Annotated in this window: 15 protein-coding genes and 3 pseudogenes; 11 read left to right on the top strand and 7 right to left on the bottom strand. The window is 55.9% G+C overall.

What is annotated here, in order from left to right:
• Window positions 1-181 precede the first annotated feature (181 nt).
• Window positions 182-1,292 (top strand): annotated as a pseudogene (gene rnd / locus WLO32_RS11995) (ribonuclease D).
• A gap of 150 nt (window positions 1,293-1,442) precedes the next feature.
• Here rnd and minE read toward each other — a convergent pair.
• Genes minE through minC form a run of 3 tightly spaced genes read right to left on the bottom strand, consistent with a single transcriptional unit; the run spans window position 1,443 to window position 3,269 of the window.
• On the bottom strand, window positions 1,443-1,718 hold the full coding sequence (gene minE, locus WLO32_RS11990; RefSeq protein ID WP_271122865.1) for a cell division topological specificity factor MinE: 276 nt from the start codon (window positions 1,716-1,718) through the stop codon (window positions 1,443-1,445).
• Window positions 1,719-1,721: 3 nt separating this feature from the next.
• Window positions 1,722-2,534: a septum site-determining protein MinD gene (minD, locus tag WLO32_RS11985; RefSeq protein WP_435945358.1), complete on the bottom strand. Its 813-nt coding sequence runs from the start codon at window positions 2,532-2,534 to the stop codon at window positions 1,722-1,724.
• A 24-nt stretch (window positions 2,535-2,558) separates the two neighbouring features.
• Window positions 2,559-3,269: a septum site-determining protein MinC gene (gene minC, locus WLO32_RS11980; protein WP_435948295.1), complete on the bottom strand. Its 711-nt coding sequence runs from the start codon at window positions 3,267-3,269 to the stop codon at window positions 2,559-2,561.
• Window positions 3,270-3,396: 127 nt separating this feature from the next.
• On the opposite strand from minC, the gene WLO32_RS11975 reads away from it, so the two are divergent.
• The 6 genes from WLO32_RS11975 (at window position 3,397) to WLO32_RS11950 (ending at window position 6,680) form a co-directional block, all read left to right on the top strand.
• Window positions 3,397-3,672 (top strand): YcgL domain-containing protein, encoded by a 276-nt coding sequence (locus WLO32_RS11975; protein WP_435945357.1) that lies wholly within the window; start codon window positions 3,397-3,399, stop codon window positions 3,670-3,672.
• A 76-nt stretch (window positions 3,673-3,748) separates the two neighbouring features.
• Window positions 3,749-4,825, top strand: a complete 1,077-nt coding sequence (locus tag WLO32_RS11970) for a lytic murein transglycosylase (RefSeq protein ID WP_435945356.1) — start codon at window positions 3,749-3,751, stop codon at window positions 4,823-4,825.
• A 78-nt stretch (window positions 4,826-4,903) separates the two neighbouring features.
• Window positions 4,904-5,563 carry a fumarylacetoacetate hydrolase family protein gene (locus WLO32_RS11965; RefSeq protein WP_435945355.1) on the top strand — a complete coding sequence of 220 codons (660 nt, stop codon included), beginning with the start codon at window positions 4,904-4,906 and terminating at the stop codon, window positions 5,561-5,563.
• An 89-nt stretch (window positions 5,564-5,652) separates the two neighbouring features.
• Window positions 5,653-6,099, top strand: a complete 447-nt coding sequence (locus tag WLO32_RS11960; RefSeq protein WP_435945354.1) for a YcgN family cysteine cluster protein — start codon at window positions 5,653-5,655, stop codon at window positions 6,097-6,099.
• A gap of 95 nt (window positions 6,100-6,194) precedes the next feature.
• Entirely contained in the window at window positions 6,195-6,371 is a 177-nt protein-coding gene (ymcF, locus tag WLO32_RS11955) for a cold shock small protein YmcF (protein ID WP_435948294.1), read from the top strand.
• A gap of 72 nt (window positions 6,372-6,443) precedes the next feature.
• Entirely contained in the window at window positions 6,444-6,680 is a 237-nt protein-coding gene (locus tag WLO32_RS11950; protein ID WP_435945353.1) for a putative hemolysin, read from the top strand.
• Between the two features lie 55 nt (window positions 6,681-6,735).
• On the opposite strand, the gene dsbB is transcribed toward WLO32_RS11950, so the two are convergent.
• Together dsbB and nhaB are read right to left on the bottom strand one after the other, a co-directional pair.
• The gene (gene dsbB / locus WLO32_RS11945; protein ID WP_435945352.1) at window positions 6,736-7,266 is read right to left on the bottom strand and encodes a disulfide bond formation protein DsbB; all 531 of its coding nucleotides are present in this window, start codon (window positions 7,264-7,266) and stop codon (window positions 6,736-6,738) included.
• A gap of 144 nt (window positions 7,267-7,410) precedes the next feature.
• Window positions 7,411-8,976, bottom strand: a complete 1,566-nt coding sequence (gene nhaB, locus WLO32_RS11940; protein ID WP_435945351.1) for a Na(+)/H(+) antiporter NhaB — start codon at window positions 8,974-8,976, stop codon at window positions 7,411-7,413.
• Between the two features lie 227 nt (window positions 8,977-9,203).
• Here nhaB and fadR point away from each other — a divergent pair, with 227 nt between their 5' ends.
• Window positions 9,204-9,923, top strand: a complete 720-nt coding sequence (gene fadR / locus WLO32_RS11935) for a fatty acid metabolism transcriptional regulator FadR (RefSeq protein WP_121268943.1) — start codon at window positions 9,204-9,206, stop codon at window positions 9,921-9,923.
• 45 nt (window positions 9,924-9,968) lie between these two features.
• Here the strand turns inward: fadR and WLO32_RS11930 are convergent, their stop codons facing one another.
• Window positions 9,969-11,504, bottom strand: a complete 1,536-nt coding sequence (locus WLO32_RS11930; RefSeq protein ID WP_121269130.1) for a SpoVR family protein — start codon at window positions 11,502-11,504, stop codon at window positions 9,969-9,971.
• 325 nt (window positions 11,505-11,829) lie between these two features.
• On the opposite strand from WLO32_RS11930, the gene WLO32_RS11925 reads away from it, so the two are divergent.
• The 3 genes and pseudogenes from WLO32_RS11925 to WLO32_RS11915 form a co-directional block, all read left to right on the top strand.
• On the top strand, window positions 11,830-13,128 hold the full coding sequence (locus tag WLO32_RS11925) for a D-amino acid dehydrogenase (RefSeq protein WP_435945350.1): 1,299 nt from the start codon (window positions 11,830-11,832) through the stop codon (window positions 13,126-13,128).
• A 23-nt stretch (window positions 13,129-13,151) separates the two neighbouring features.
• Window positions 13,152-14,225, top strand: a complete 1,074-nt coding sequence (dadX, locus tag WLO32_RS11920; RefSeq protein WP_435945349.1) for a catabolic alanine racemase DadX — start codon at window positions 13,152-13,154, stop codon at window positions 14,223-14,225.
• A gap of 51 nt (window positions 14,226-14,276) precedes the next feature.
• Window positions 14,277-14,333: pseudogene (locus tag WLO32_RS11915) on the top strand (hypothetical protein); the annotation flags it as partial.
• On the opposite strand, the pseudogene WLO32_RS11910 reads toward WLO32_RS11915, so the two are convergent.
• Window positions 14,334-16,007, bottom strand: a pseudogene (locus tag WLO32_RS11910) (potassium/proton antiporter); the annotation flags it as partial.
• Window positions 16,008-16,035 lie beyond the last annotated feature (28 nt).

The raw sequence follows: 16,035 nt of genomic DNA, 5'->3' as shown, positions 1-16,035 counted from the left end.
GACGACGGCCGAAAACCGTAATTTCCGGCCGTTTGGGGCAAAGCAGAAGATCTCATTCTTTGTTTTTACTGGTCCTGTTAGGTACTGTTAAGAACAGTGAATCTATTCAGCGTTCTGAAACGCCGGTAAGCCGGCGTTTTTTATGGGCGCAAACCTAAGAGAACCGAATTTGACTTACCATATGATTACTACCGATGAGGCCCCTGGCTGAAGTTTGCCTGGCCGCTCGTCAGGTGCCGGCCCTGGCGCTGGACACCGAATTTGTGCGCACGCGCACCTACTACCCGCAGCTTGGCCTGATCCAGCTGTATGACGGCGCGCAGGTTTCCCTTATCGATCCGCTGACCATCACCGACTGGTCGCCGTTTAAGGCCCTGCTGCAGGACGACAAGGTGATTAAGTTTTTGCATGCGGGCAGCGAGGATCTGGAGGTATTTTTAAATACCTTCGGTACGCTGCCGGATCCGTTTATCGATACGCAGATCCTTGCCGCCTTCAGCGGAAGGGCGCTTTCCTGCGGCTTTGCCACCATCGTTGAAGCGTACACCGGCATCGCCCTGGATAAGAGTGAGTCGCGCACCGACTGGCTGGCTCGTCCGCTGACCGAGCGCCAGTGTGTATACGCGGCGGCTGACGTGTTTTATCTGCTGCCTATCGCCCACAAGTTGATGGCAGAGACCGAGACGGCGGGCTGGATGAACGCTGCGCTGGACGAGTGCAATCTGATGGCCAGTCGCCGCGGGGAGATTCTCGATCCGGAAGAAGCATGGCGTGAGATTGGCAACGCCTGGCAGCTGCGCACCCGCCAGCTTGCCTGCCTGAAAAAACTGGCCTCCTGGCGGCTGCGCAAAGCGCGCGAGCGCGACATGGCGGTCAACTTTGTCGTGCGTGAAGAGCATCTGTGGCAGGTGGCGCGCTATATGCCAGGTTCGCTGGGCGAGCTGGAAAGCCTTGGCCTGAGCGGCAGTGAAATTCGCTTCCACGGCAAAACGCTGCTGGCGTTAGTCGCCGAGGCGCAGGCCCTGCCCGAAGCGCAGTGGCCTGCGCCGCTGAGCAACCTGGTGGATATGCCCGGCTACCGTAAAGTGTTTAAAGCCATTAAAGCCCTGGTGCAGGAAATCAGCGAAACCAGCGGCCTGAGCGCGGAATTACTGGCCTCGCGTCGCCAGATTAATCAGCTGCTTAACTGGCACTGGCAATTAAAAACCCGCACGACGGCGCCGGAATTAATCAGCGGCTGGCGTGGCGAATTACTGGGCGACAGGCTTAAAACGCTGCTGGCGGATTATTGATAATCAGCAAAAGCCTGTAAATAAACACAGTGAAGGCGAGAGTAATAAAGAAATTTAAAAGGCTAGTTAACGTAAGCCGCTTTATAAATATCGCAGGCGTAAGGCCAATATAATAAAACCCCCGGCATAAAGCCGGGGGTTTTAAATTTATCAGGCAGACTTTGGTGTTTCCTGCGTCTCCGGTAAGGTGACGTTAAGTTCCAGAACGGAAATATCATCGCCTTTCTGATCGAGCACGACGGTCAACATATCCGGATCGATTTGCACATATTTACAAATAACTTCCAGGATGTCGCGTTTTAGCTGCGGCAAATAGTGCGGCTCGCGGTCGCCGCGACGGCGCTCGGCGACGATAATCTGCAGTCGCTCTTTAGCGATGTTCGCAGTGTTCTTTTTCCGTGAGAGAAAAAAGTCTAGTAATGCCATAACTTATCCTCCGAACAGGCGTTTGAGGAAACCTTTCTTCTCTTCTTCAATGAAGCGGAAAGGGCGTTCTTCTCCGAGAAGGCGTTCAACGGTATCTGCGTAGGCCTGGCCTGCATCTGCTTCCGCATCCAGGATAACGGGCTCGCCCTGGTTAGAGGCGCGCAGCACGGACTGATCTTCTGGAATGACGCCCACAAGAGGAATGCGCAGAATTTCTAACACATCTTCCATGCTCAGCATGTCGCCGCGGTTTACGCGGCCAGGGTTGTAGCGGGTGAGCAGCAGATGTTCTTTAATCGGATCTTCGCCGTTTTCAGCGCGTCGGGATTTGGAAGACAAAATGCCGAGGATGCGATCGGAGTCACGTACGGAAGAGACTTCCGGGTTGGTGGTGATAATTGCTTCATCGGCGAAGTACAGCGCCATCAGCGCGCCGGTTTCGATGCCGGCAGGAGAGTCGCAGACGATAAACTCGAAGTCCATATTTTTCAGATCTTCGAGCACTTTGGCTACGCCTTCGCGGGTCAGCGCGTCTTTATCGCGGGTTTGTGATGCCGGCAGAATATAGAGCTGCTCGGTACGTTTATCGCGGATAAGCGCCTGATTAAGGGTCGCATCGCCCTGAATCACGTTCACGAAATCGTAGACTACCCGGCGTTCGCAACCCATGATCAAATCCAGGTTACGCAGGCCGATATCAAAATCGATGACGACGGTTTTTCTTCCCTTCTGGGCCAAACCCGTAGCGATGGCCGCGCTGGACGTGGTCTTACCAACGCCCCCTTTACCCGATGTAACAACAATAATGCGTGCCATAAAGGAATTCCTTGTTAAAAGGGCTTAATTCAAAGGTTGAACGGAGAGAGCACCGCCCGTAAGACTCAGGCGCGCCGCTTTCCCATAATAATCGGCCGGTATTTGATCACTCAGCCAGTATTCACCCGCTATTGAGACCAGCTCAGCTACCAGGTTGGTACAAAAAATTTGCGCGTCGCGAGAACCGTCGGCACCGGCCAGGGCTCTGCCACGCATCATGCCGTATATATGGATATTGCCATCGGCGATAAGTTCCGCGCCGGCGCTGACGTGATTGGTGACGATTAAATCACAGTGCGGCGCATAAATACGCTGGCCGGAGCGCACCGGGGTATCAATCAAACGCGTTTTTGTGACCGGCACGGCAACAGGCTCAGCGATGGTGACCGGCTCCGGGGCCGTCTCCTGTACGGCGCGAGAAATTTTCTCTTTCCCTTCCGACAGCAGCGGCAGGCCGGCGCGTTCGATTTCCCCCTTCAGGGCTTCGTCTTTACAGCCGCTGATGCCGACCACGCGCAGGCCGGTAGAAATGACCGCCTGCTGAACTTTTTTCCAGTTCACTGAACCATCGAGGCTGGCAACGTTTACAACAACCGGGGCGTTTTTAAGAAACGCAGGCGCCTGGGCGATTTTATCCTGAAGAGCCTTGCGAATAACCTCGGGTCGAGCATCATGTAAATGAACAACGGATAAGGTGAAGCTGCTGCCTTTTAACTCGATTGGCGTGTTTGACATCCTGGCCTTACTCAATTCAGTTTCAATCCCCACGGCTTGTGGGACGATATTCCGAAGCACATTAAGCATGGTATAGTCACAGGTATATTCAGGCAAGCCACCATCCGGCGAAAATAGAGTAAAAAAAATGTTTTGTGTGATCTACAGAAGTAGCAAGCGTGACCAGACTTATCTTTATGTCGAAAAAAAAGACGATTTCTCCCGCGTGCCTGAAGAATTGATGAAAGGCTTTGGCGAGCCCCGGCTGGCGATGGTATTACCGCTCGACGGCAGTAAAAAACTGGCGAACGCAGATTTTGATAAAGTAAAACAAGCGCTCAAGGACGACGGCTATTATTTACAGCTGCCGCCACCGCCGGAAAGTTTGTTAAAAATGCACCTGGAAAAAACGCCGAAAAAATAAGTTTCAGACTAGCGGTAAATCTTTCCTATACATAAAGGAGGAACATAACAGCAGCAAACTAATCGTGAGAGGGTAGATGAATACTTCAGCAATCTGTTTAACCGTCAGCACGTTACTCCTTGCCAGCTGTGCCGCAAAGTCTCCCGGCGCGGAGGCGGTGACGCCCACCGCGCCTCCCGCCGCCGTCCAGCCTGAAGCGCCATCCGCCGCAGGCGGCGCGACAACGCTTGCCGAGCAAGGACGCGACCCCGCCGAATTTCCCGCTTATGTAGAAGAGCTTAAGCAACAGGCCCGCAGCCGCGGCATCAGCGAGGCCACCATCGCCAGCGCGTTCGCCAACGTTCATTTCGTCGATCGGGTCATTAAATCCGACCGCAACCAGCTTGAGAAAAAGACCACGCTGGATGATTACCTCGCGCGCGTCATTACCCCGGCGAAAATTGCGCAGGCAAGAACGCTTTATCAGCAGTATCAGCCGCAGCTGGCTCCCGTGAGCGCGCAAACCGGCGTGCAGAGCAACTACATCGTCGCGTTGTGGGCGATGGAAAGCAACTTCGGCAAAATTCAGGGTAAGGAAGATATCGTCTCGGCGCTCTCCACCCTTGCTTTTGAAGGCCGACGTGAAGCCTTCTTTACCAGTGAGCTGATGGCCTCGTTGAAAATTCTCGACCAGGGGCAGGTTGCGGCGGATGAGCTGAAAGGTTCCTGGGCAGGCGCGATGGGGCAGAACCAGTTTATGCCGAGCTCCTATTTGCGTTACGGAAAAGACGGCGACGGCGACGGCAAGATCGATATCTGGTCTAACGTCAGCGACGTCTTCGCCTCAACCGCTAATTATCTCGCCACCGAAGGATGGCAGGCGGGCGGCGCATGGGGAACGGAAGTGAAGCTGCCTGCAGGATTTAACGCGGACCTCGCCGGCACCAAAACGGCACAGGGAAAAACGGTTTCGCAATGGCAAAAGCTGGGCGTTACCTTACCGGACGGGCTACGGCTGCCGGCGTCCAGCGAACGGGCCTGGATAGTGACGCCGGACGATAATCAGGGACGCTCCTTCCTGGTGTATAACAACTTCAGAACCATCATGCACTGGAACCGCTCCTCGTACTTCGCCATCAGCATCGGTACGATGGCCGATGCAATCGCACAATAACGCGCGCTCCCCGGTATTCACCGGGGATTTTTTTATCTAGTATCAAAAGCAGTTAACACAACGACGCAGAGGAAAGGCATGTATCAACATCATAACTGGCAGGGTGCGCTGCTGGATTTTCCGGTCAGCAAAGTAGTGTGCGTGGGCAGCAATTACGCAAAGCATATTAAAGAGATGGGCAGCGCCACGCCGGAAGAGCCGGTGCTGTTTATTAAACCTGAAAGCGCGTTATGCGATATTCGCCAGCCGCTGGCCCTGCCGCAGGGCTTAGGCTCCGTGCACCACGAAGTCGAGCTGGCCATTTTAATCGGTTCCACCCTCAAGCAGGCGACCGAAGAGCACGTAGCGAAAGCGATCGCCGGCTATGGCGTGGCGCTGGATTTGACCCTGCGCGAGGTGCAGGGACGGCTTAAGAAGGCAGGGCAGCCCTGGGAAAAATCGAAGGGTTTTGATAACTCCTGCCCAATCTCTGGTTTTATCCCGGCGGCTGAATTTGCAGGCGATCCGCAAAATACCGACATTTCCCTGAAGATAAACGGCGAGACCCGCCAGCAGGGGTCAACCTCCGATATGATCCACAAGATTGTCCCGTTGATAGCCTATATGAGCCGCTTCTTTACCCTGCGCGCAGGGGACGTGATTCTGACAGGCACTCCCGAAGGCGTAGGACCGCTTGCCAGCGGCGACGATCTGGAAGTGAGCTTCGACGGACGTAGCCTGACTACCCGCGTACTATAATGAATATGCCGCCCCAGGGCGGCAATACTTGCATCTTTTATCCATAGTGTTTATAAGGTGCAGCTTGTTTTTCAAATGCGGGCATCAATATGACACAGGCACCTTTTTGGCAGAGTAAAACGCTCGATGAAATGAGCGACGCGGAGTGGGAATCACTTTGCGACGGCTGCGGTCAGTGCTGCCTGCATAAGCTGATGGACGAGGACACGGATGAAATTTACTTCACCAACGTCGCCTGCAAACAGCTGAATATTAAAACCTGCCAGTGTAAAAACTACGAACGCCGCTTTGAATACGAGCCGGACTGCATCAAGCTTACGCGCGACAATCTGCCGACTTTCGAATGGCTGCCCCATACCTGCGCGTACCGCCTGCTGGCCGAAGGAAAGGGCCTGCCGGACTGGCATCCGCTGCTGACTGGCTCTAAGGCCGCCATGCACGGCGAACGCATTTCCGTACGCCATATCGCCGTAAAAGAGTCCGAAGTGCGCGACTGGCAGGATCATATCCTTAACAAACCTGAATGGGCAGACTGATCGTCCAGCATAGTGAAAGTACGCAAAAATAAATCGTACAAAGCGAAAACTTTGTGATACGGTGTACTTTCAATAACAAGTAAAAGAAGGCTTTTATCCAGTACTTAACATTCAAGTGTCCGTCATGTGGCGGTTCACAGTATCGCACCTCCCCCTACGATGTCCGAGACACAAATCCTCATGGCGCTGTTTGTATCTTCTGTAAATCAGGGATGCATGCTCTACATCGTCCGATGAGTGCGATCCATCAATATAACGTAGCTGCCCGCTAAGAGCTTATCCCGCTGTTTTTGCGTTCCCCATGCCTGCACTGTTAACATTCAGCCTCCATAACAGGAGGAATAATGAAGAAAATAACGCTACTGCTTGGGGCACTTATTCTCAGCGGCTGTTCGTCGCCTGAACCCATCACGCCACAACCCCCTCGGGTTATCGGTACGCCGAACCCGGCGTCAGTTTACTGCAAAGATAAGGGCGGCGAGCTGCGGGTGGTAAAAACGGATCTGGGCGAGCGCGGCGATTGCATATTGCCAGGCGGTGAGCGCATCGACGAATGGAAGCTGTACCGTCGCGACCATTGATAACAAAAAACCCGCCATGGCGGGTTTTTTACTTTCTGACGTTCATCTGCCGACCTTAGCGGCCAAACAGATCGCGGCGTTTCGGTTTGAGCGGCTGCGCAATCAGCACCAGCACGGCAATAATCAGGAACACGGCGAAAATGCCTAACAGCCACTGCACCATATCCAGGGAGAGAAATTCCCACTGGCGTACGGAGCAGTCGCCGGTGGCGACAAAGACCGACGGCAGCCATTTATCCAGCGGCAGCCAGGACGGGAAGCGCGCGGCGAAGTCACAGGTGACGAAAGGAGAAGGATGCAGCTGCAGCATGGTATGCTCCCAGGTCAGCTGAACCCCTTTGCCTGCGCTGTACAGCCAGATGGCCAGCGCGCCATAGCGCAGCGGCGATTTAGGCGCAACGGCGCCCACGATCCCCGCCCCCATAATCCCGAACAGGGCGCAACGCTCATAAATACACATGACACAAGGCTTCAGCAGCATCACGTGCTGGAACCACAACGCCACCATTTCCAGAGCAAAAGCGGTGATGGCCAGCAACAGCCAGGCGCCGCGCCCACGTGAGCATTGGTTTAAATATCGCAACATAATCTGTTTCCCTGCAATTTGCGGTGATTCGGCAGTGTAAACGAATTCGTTTTTTGCGCCAGTAGCACCGCGAAAAATATGTGATTATTCGGATGTTTAACGGCCAAATAATCTCCTGGGCAGCGAGCTGCCGGTAAAATGACCTTAGTGCGGCAGCTCGCCGGCGAGCGGAGTCGAAATCCATCCCGCATGAAGCATCCAGTCCGTCGCCGGTACCAGCGTAAACTCCACGCACAAAAGGCCGACCAGCGTTAACACCAGCGTATACGGCAGCGCCATCAGCACCATACGGCCATACGAGAGCCGAATTAAAGGCGCCAGGGCGGAGGTGAGCAGGAACAGGAACGCGGCCTGGCCATTTGGCGTGGCCACCGACGGCAGATTCGTCCCCGTATTAATGGCCACTGCCAGCAGCTCAAATTGCTTAATATCAATGGCGCCATTTGCCAGCGCGGTTTTGGCTTCGTTAATGTAAACCGTGCCGACAAACACGTTATCGGAAATGGACGAGAGCACGCCGTTAAAGAGATAGAACAACGAGAGCTGGGCGTGAGGCTCAGCCTGCAGGACGAAGTGAATAACGGGCGTAAAGAGCTGCTGATCGATAATCACCGCCACCACCGCGAAAAATACGGTCAGCAGCGCGGTAAACGGCAGCGCTTCGGTAAAGGCTTTGCCGATCGCGTGCTCGTCCGACACGCCGCACAAAGAGGTGGCGAAGATAATAACGGATAAGCCAATCAGCCCGACCTCGGCCAGGTGCAACGCCAGCGCCACCACTAGCCAGACGCCGATGATGGCCTGTACGGCAAGCTTAACGTTGTCCTGCCTGCTGCGCTTGCGGGCGCTTTGCGTATCGAAATCCTGCAGGATGCCGCGCACTTTTTCCGGCAGCGACGCGCCGTAGCCGAATATTTTGCTGTACTCCAGCAGTACGCAGGTCAGCAGCCCGCAGATAAGCACAGGGACGGAAACCGGCGCCATGCGCAGGAAGAAATCGCCAAAATGCCAGCCCGCATTTTTAGCGATAATCAGGTTTTGCGGCTCTCCCACCATGGTCATGACGCCGCCGAGGGCCGTCCCCACGCCCGCGTGCATCATCAGGCTACGCAGGAAGGCGCGGAACTGTTCGAGGACGGCGCGGTTGTCGCTTGCTATAAGGCTGTCATCCTGAATGTCGCTTTCATCGCTGCCCTGCGAGGCGACCCGGTGATAAATGCCGTAAAAGCCCACCGCCACGCTTATCACCACGGCGACCACCGTTAACGCATCGAGGAAGGCGGACAGGAAAGCTGCCGCAAGGCAAAACGCCAGCGAGAGCAGAACCTTAGAGCGGATCCCCAGCAGCAGTTTGGTGAATACCAGCAGCAACAGCTGCTTCATAAAATAGATGCCCGCCACCATAAAAATAAGCAGCAGTAAAACCTCCAGGTTGCTTGCGACCTCGTCACGCACGTGTTGCGCGCTGGTCATGCCAGCCAGCACCGCCTCGATGGCAAGCAGGCCGCCGGGCAGCAACGGATAGCATTTCAGCGCCATGGCGAGGGTGAAGATAAATTCAGCGACCAGCATCCAGCCTGCGGCGAAGGGGCTGACGAACCAGAAAACCAGTGGATTAATCACCAGAAAGCAAAGGATGGTTACTTTATACCAGTCGGACGACTGGCCTAAAAAATTGCGATAAAGGGCACGGCCAGTGGAAATTTCCATGGTGGGATAATCGTTCTCCGCAAGATTATTGTGACGACTACAACAGGTTGCCTTCAGGGTACTCGCGCCCTGCATGACTATCAAGGCACAGAAAATATTACCTGCCTCGCTATTTCAGAAAATTTAAACGCCGATCCCGTAAATGGCGGGCTGGTCTGCTATCTGGAGCGTGGTGCATCTGGTATGATGAGTGATATTTGCTAAACCTGTGTAATGGAAATCATACTATGGTCATTAAGGCGCAGAGCCCAGCGGGTTTCGCGGAAGAGTACATCATTGAAAGCATCTGGAATAGCCGCTTCCCGCCGGGGTCCATTTTGCCTGCCGAACGCGAACTGTCCGAGCTGATAGGCGTGACCCGCACCACGCTGCGCGAAGTGCTTCAGCGTCTGGCGAGAGACGGCTGGCTGACGATTCAGCACGGCAAGCCCACCAAAGTTAACAATTTCTGGGAAACTTCAGGATTAAATATTCTGGAAACCCTGGCGCGCCTCGACCACGACAGCGTGCCGCAGCTTATCGACAATCTGCTATCCGTGCGCACCAACATCGCCACTATCTTTATCCGCACGGCGATTCGCCAGCATCCGGAAAAAGCGCAGGAAGTATTAGCCACGGCCGATCGTGTGGAAGACCACGCCGACGCGTTTGCCGAGCTTGATTACAGCATTTTCCGCGGCCTTGCCTTTGCCTCCGGCAACCCTATTTACGGTTTGATTCTGAACGGCATGAAAGGGCTGTACACCCGCATCGGGCGTCACTACTTCTCAAGCCCCGAAGCGCGCAGCCTGGCGTTAGGCTTCTACCATCGTCTGGGCAGCATTTGCAAAGAAGGCCTGTATGAGCAGGTGTTCGATACCGTTCGTACCTACGGACGCGAAAGCGGGGAAATCTGGCACCGCATGCAGAAAAACCTGCCGGGCGATCTGGCGATGCACAGCCGTTAACCGTCAGCTGTTAAAAAAGGCTTCCCGAGGGAAGCCTTTTTGTTTTCAGAGGCTGTTCATCCGCGGCGGGCAGCGATCGAGCAGCTCAACGCTTCCGTCTTCGTTTTGCTGTTCCAGCATCACGTCAAAACCCCACAGGCGGTGCACGTGCTTGAGCACTTCGCGACGGCCTTTATCGAGCGGGGCGCGGTTGTGCGGGATGTAGCGCAGCGTCAGCGAACGGTCGCCGCGTAAATCCACGTTCCACACCTGAATATTCGGCTCCAGGTTGCTCAGGTTGTATTGAGCGGAAAGCTGGGTGCGAATTTCACGGTAGCCTTCTTCGTTGTGAATAGCCGAAATTTCCAGGTAGTTGTTGTGATCGTCGTCGAGCACGGTAAACAAGCGGAAATCACGCATCAGCTTCGGCGACAGGAACTGGCTGATAAAGCTCTCGTCTTTAAAATCGCGCATCGCGAAATGCAGCGTGTCCAGCCAGTCGGCGCCGGCGATATCCGGGAACCAGTATTTGTCTTCCTCGGTAGGATTCTGACAGATGCGTTTGATATCCTGGAACATCGCAAAGCCCAGCGCGTAAGGGTTGATGCCGTTGTACCACGGGCTGTTATACGGCGGCTGGAACACCACGTTAGTATGGCTGTGCAGAAATTCCAGCATAAAGCGTTCGGTCACTTTGCCTTCATCATACAGATGGTTAAGGATGGTGTAGTGCCAGAACGTCGCCCAGCCTTCGTTCATCACTTGGGTTTGCTTCTGCGGATAGAAATACTGGCTGACTTTACGCACGATACGCAGGATTTCACGCTGCCAGGGTTCGAGCAGGGGCGCATTTTTTTCCATGAAATAGAGCAGGTTTTCCTGCGGCTCGGAAGGATAACGGCGCGCTTCCGCGACGGTTTTTTCCTCTTCACGACGCGGCAGGGTGCGCCATAACGTATTTACCTGGCTTTGCAGATACTCTTCGCGGCTTTTCTGCCGCGCTTTCTCCTCCTGCAGGGAGATTTTCTGCGGACGTTTATAGCGATCGACGCCGTAGTTCATCAGCGCGTGGCAGGAGTCCAGCAGCCGTTCCACCTCGACCACGCCGTAGCGTTCCTCGCATTCGCTGATGTAATTACGGGCGAAAATCAGGTAATCGACGATCGAACTGGCATCCGTCCAGCTGCGGAACAGATAGTTATTTTTAAAGAAGGAGTTATGCCCGTAGCAGGCGTGCGCGATGACCAGCGCCTGCATGGTGATAGTATTTTCTTCCATCAGGTAAGCGATACAGGGATTGGAGTTAATCACAATCTCGTAGGCGAGGCCCTGCTGCCCGTGCTTGTACAGCCGCTCGGTTTCAATGAATTTTTTACCAAACGACCAGTGCGGGTAGTTTATCGGCATACCGACGCTGGAGTAGGCGTCCATCATCTGCTCAGAGGTGATGACCTCTATCTGATGTGGATAGGTGTCTAAGCGATACAGCTTCGCTACGCGGTCTATCTCAGCGAGGTAGACGTCCAGCAGCTCGAACGTCCAGTCGGGTCCATCACTCAGACGTTTGGAATCCTTTGTGGCGGAAAGATCAACAGTAGCCATCAGCGCGCCCTCATTGTTGGCGGCTCTCTCTGGATGGAAAGCCTCACACAAAGAATAGAACACTCCTCAAACTTAGCGGCGAGAAGAAAAATAATTTCCGCATGATTTCGTGATTTTCAGCCGCCGCTTTTTGCCCGATGCGCAGTATTTTATACCGCGGTAAATATCTTCCATCGCAGGAGATCCTGATTATGTCATGCCAGTCATAATGGGCCAGGTTGTGAGGATGCTCACCATAATAAAGCCATATGTTGAATAACATTTTCATCTGGGTTATCAATTTGTAATCAGAAGATTATTCTTTTAGCTCAAGGGTGGAACGGATATGCATGTAGTGGTGCTGGGAAGTGGGGTTGTCGGCGTCGCCAGCGCCTGGTATTTGCGCCAGGCAGGGCACGAAGTGACGGTTATCGAACGCGAAGCGGGTCCCGCACTGGAGACCAGCGCCGCCAACGCCGGACAAATCTCTCCGGGATACGCCGCGCCCTGGGCGGCGCCCGGCGTGCCGCTCAAGGCAATCAAGTGGATGTTCCAGCGTCATGCGCCCCTGGCTATCAGCCTTGACGGCACCCGCTTTCAGCTTAAGTGGATGCTGCAGATGCTGCGCAACTGCGACACGCGCCACTATATGGAAAACAAAGGGCGCATGGTGCGCCTTGCCGAATACAGCCGCGACTGCTTAAAAGAGCTGCGCCACAGCACCGGCATCCAGTACGAAGGCCGCCAGGGCGGCACTTTGCAGCTGTTCCGTACCGCGCAGCAGTATGAAAACGCGGCAAAAGATATCGCCGTGCTGCAGGAGGCCGGCGTGCCTTATCAGCTGCTGGAGGCCGGCCAGCTAGGCCAGGTCGAACCGGCGCTTGCCGAGGTGGCGCATAAGCTGACCGGCGGCCTGCGTTTGCCTAATGATGAGACGGGCGACTGCCAGCTTTTTACCCAGAATCTGGCGCGCATGGCGCAGGAGGCGGGCGTGAATTTCCGTTTTAATACGCCGGTCGACCGCCTGCTTTACGAAGGGCAAAGCATCTATGGCGTGCAGTGCGGCAAAGAGGTGGTAAAAGCGGACGCCTACGTCGTGGCGTTTGGTTCGTTCTCCACCGGGCTGCTAAAAAATATTGTCGATATTCCGGTCTATCCGCTAAAAGGCTACTCGCTGACCATTCCTATCGCCGACGAGCAGGGCGCGCCGGTTTCCACTATTCTCGATGAAACGTACAAAATCGCCATTACCCGCTTTGATAAGCGTATTCGGGTAGGCGGCATGGCGGAAATCGTCGGGTACAACACCGACCTGCTGCAGCCGCGTCGCGAAACGCTGGAGATGGTCGTTCGCGATCTTTATCCGCGCGGCGGACACGTTGAACAGGCCACCTTCTGGACCGGGCTGCGGCCGATGACGCCGGACGGTACGCCAATCGTCGGCCGCACGCCGTTCAAAAATCTTTGGCTCAATACCGGGCACGGCACGCTGGGCTGGACCATGGCGTGCGGCTCCGGCCAGATGCTCAGCGATTTAATGTCCGGCAGAACGCCTGCCATACCTTTTGACGATCTGTCCGTCGCTCGTTATCTGCCGGGCTTTTCCCCAGCGGGTTCGCAAAGGTTACACAGCGCCCATAATTGACCGGCGCTAAAAAAGGAGTAGTCATGTCTCGTCCCGTTGTGGCAACGCTCGATCTCGGCGCGATGCGCAATAATCTGCAGGTGGTGCGTCAGGCCGCGCCCGGCTCCCGCGTCTGGTCGGTGGTAAAAGCCAATGCCTATGGCCACGGTATCGACAGGGTGTGGTCCGCGCTGGGGAATACCGACGGCTTCGCGTTGCTCAATCTTGAAGAGGCGATTCTGCTGCGCGAACGCGGCTGGAAAGGGCCGATCCTGATGCTTGAGGGCTTCTTCAACGCCGATGAATTACCCCTGTTCGATAAGTATCGCCTCACCACCAGCCTGCACAGCAACTGGCAGGTGAAGGCGCTGGCTAACGCCCGGCTGAACGCGCCGCTTGACGTTTATCTGAAGATGAACAGCGGCATGAACCGCCTCGGTTTTACCGCCGACCGCGTCCACTCCATCTGGCAGCAGCTGCGCGCCATCGCCAACGTCGGCCAGCTGACGTTGATGGCGCACTTCGCCGATGCCGAGCGGCCGGAGGGGATTACTGAACCTTTAGCGCGCGTTGAGCAGGCGGCCGAAGGGCTGGACTGCGCGCGTTCGCTTTCCAACTCCGCCGCGACCCTGTGGCATCCGGAGGCGCATTACGACTGGGTGCGTCCGGGCATCATTCTTTACGGCGCCTCGCCGAGCGGGCAGTGGTGCGATATCGCCAACAGTGGGCTGAGGCCGGTAATGTCGCTGCGCAGCGAAATTATCGGCATTCAGAACCTGAAGGCGGGCGATACCGTGGGCTACGGCAGCCGCTATCGCGCAGCGGGCGAACAGCGTATCGGCATCGTGGCGGGAGGCTATGCGGATGGTTATCCGCGCCATGCGCCGGACGGCACGCCGGTACACGTCGACGGAGCGTTAACCCGCACCGTCGGCACGGTTTCCATGGATATGCTGGCGGTAGATTTAACGCCTTGTCCGCACGCCGGAATCGGCAGCCCGGTAGAGCTGTGGGGTAATGAAGTTAAAATCGACGACGTCGCTTGCGCCGCGGGAACGGTAGGCTATGAGCTAATGTGCGCTCTGGCGCCGCGGGTGCCGGTCGTGGTGCAGTCCTGACTCTTCTTTCTCCCTCTCCGTGCGAAGAGGGAGCTTGCGGCTTTACTCTTCTTGCTGGTCGGCCACGCGAACGCCTATCTTGCGCACCTGATTATTTTCTTTCTCGGCCACCGTCCAGATCATGCCGGCGAACTCCACCTGGTCGCCCACTACCGGCGCGCCGCCGAGCATGCCCAGCACGAACTCGCCCAGGGTTTGCTGGGTGTTGAAGGCTTCATCCAGGTCCAGGCCGTAGATTGTCGCCACATCCGAGAACTGCGCGTTGGCTTCCAGAATAAAGTCGCCAAAGAAGCGCTGGTCGAGGGCAACGGGAGGCGACTGGCTAAAGAGCTTGCCAAGGGCCGGCAGATCCCGCTCGCGGCCTATTACGCACAGGACATCGCCTTCGCGCAGCCTTGTGCTGCCGGTAGGGTGCAGCAGAGCATTGTCGCGGAACAGGGCGGCGATGCGCGTTTCTTCCGGCATATGCAAATCGCGCAGGGCGGCGCCCACGCACCACTTGTCTTCGCTTAGCTGGTAGACAAACTGCTCCCACGGGTTTTCCGGGTGAATATCCAGCCCGACGCGCGACACGGGCCAGCCGACTGGCGGAACCACCACTTTGGCCTTTTTCGCCGCCCAGCTCAGGGACGAGCCCTGCAGCAGAAGCGAGACCAGCACCACGAAAAAGGCGACGTTGAAGAACAGCCTTGCGTTATCCAGGCCCGCCATCATCGGGAAGACGGCGAGGATAATCGGCACCGCGCCGCGCAGTCCCACCCAACTGATGAAAATGCGTTCACGTCCGTTAAAGCCGCGGAACGGCAGCAGGCCGACAAACACGGACAGGGGGCGCGCGAAGAATATCATCCACGCGGAAAGCAGTAGCGCCGGAATGGCGATGGCTAACAGATCGGTCGGATTTACCAGCAGGCCGAGCACCAGGAACATGCCGATTTGCGCAAGCCACGCCAGGCCGTCAAAGGTTTGCAGTATGCCGAAGCGGCTGCGGATCGGACGGTTGCCGAGCAGGAAGCCACACAGGTAAACGGCCAGAATGCCGCTGCCGTTAAGAGCCGTGGTGATGCCAAACACCATGATCCCGCCGCTCAGCGCCAGCAGGGGATAAAGGCCCTGCGGCAGGGTAATACGGTTAATCATTTGCAATAACAGATAGCCGCCGCCTAAACCAAGCACGATGCCGAGGCCAAACTGCTGCAGGATATCGAAGGCGAACATCCAGCTCAGGCCGCTTTGCCCTTTCTCGATCATCTCAATAAGCGTGATGGTCAGGAATACCGCCATCGGGTCGTTGCTGCCGGATTCGATTTCAAGGGTTGCGCCCACGCGCTCGTTAAGCCCTTTGCCGCCCAGCAGGGAAAACACCGCGGCCGCATCGGTAGAGCCGACGATGGCGCCAATAAGCAGGCCCTGAATCAAATCGAGGTTGAACAGCCAGGCCGCCGCCACGCCGGTGAGGCCGGAGGTGATAAGCACGCCCACGGTGGCCAGGGAAAGCGCCGGGCCCAGCGCAACGCGAAACGAACTGGCCTGCGTGCGCATTCCGCCATCAAGCAGGATCACCGCTAACGCAAGGTTGCTGACCAGATAGGCAAAAGGATAATTATCGAACGGGATGCCGCCTACGCCGTCAATACCCGCCAGCATGCCGATGGCGAGGAAGATAACGAGGATGGGGATACCAAGACGGGAGGAAAAAGAACTTAATAAGATGCTACAAGTTACCAGTACGGAACCTAAAATAAACAGACTAATTATCGCACCCGCGTCCAAAATTATCATTCTCCTTTGTGAGAGCCGCTGTGATCGT

It is taken from the genome of Dryocola mayonis, assembly GCF_051307045.1.
Taxonomy (GTDB): domain Bacteria; phylum Pseudomonadota; class Gammaproteobacteria; order Enterobacterales; family Enterobacteriaceae; genus Dryocola.
This window is presented reverse-complemented; position numbering and strand designations above follow the sequence as displayed.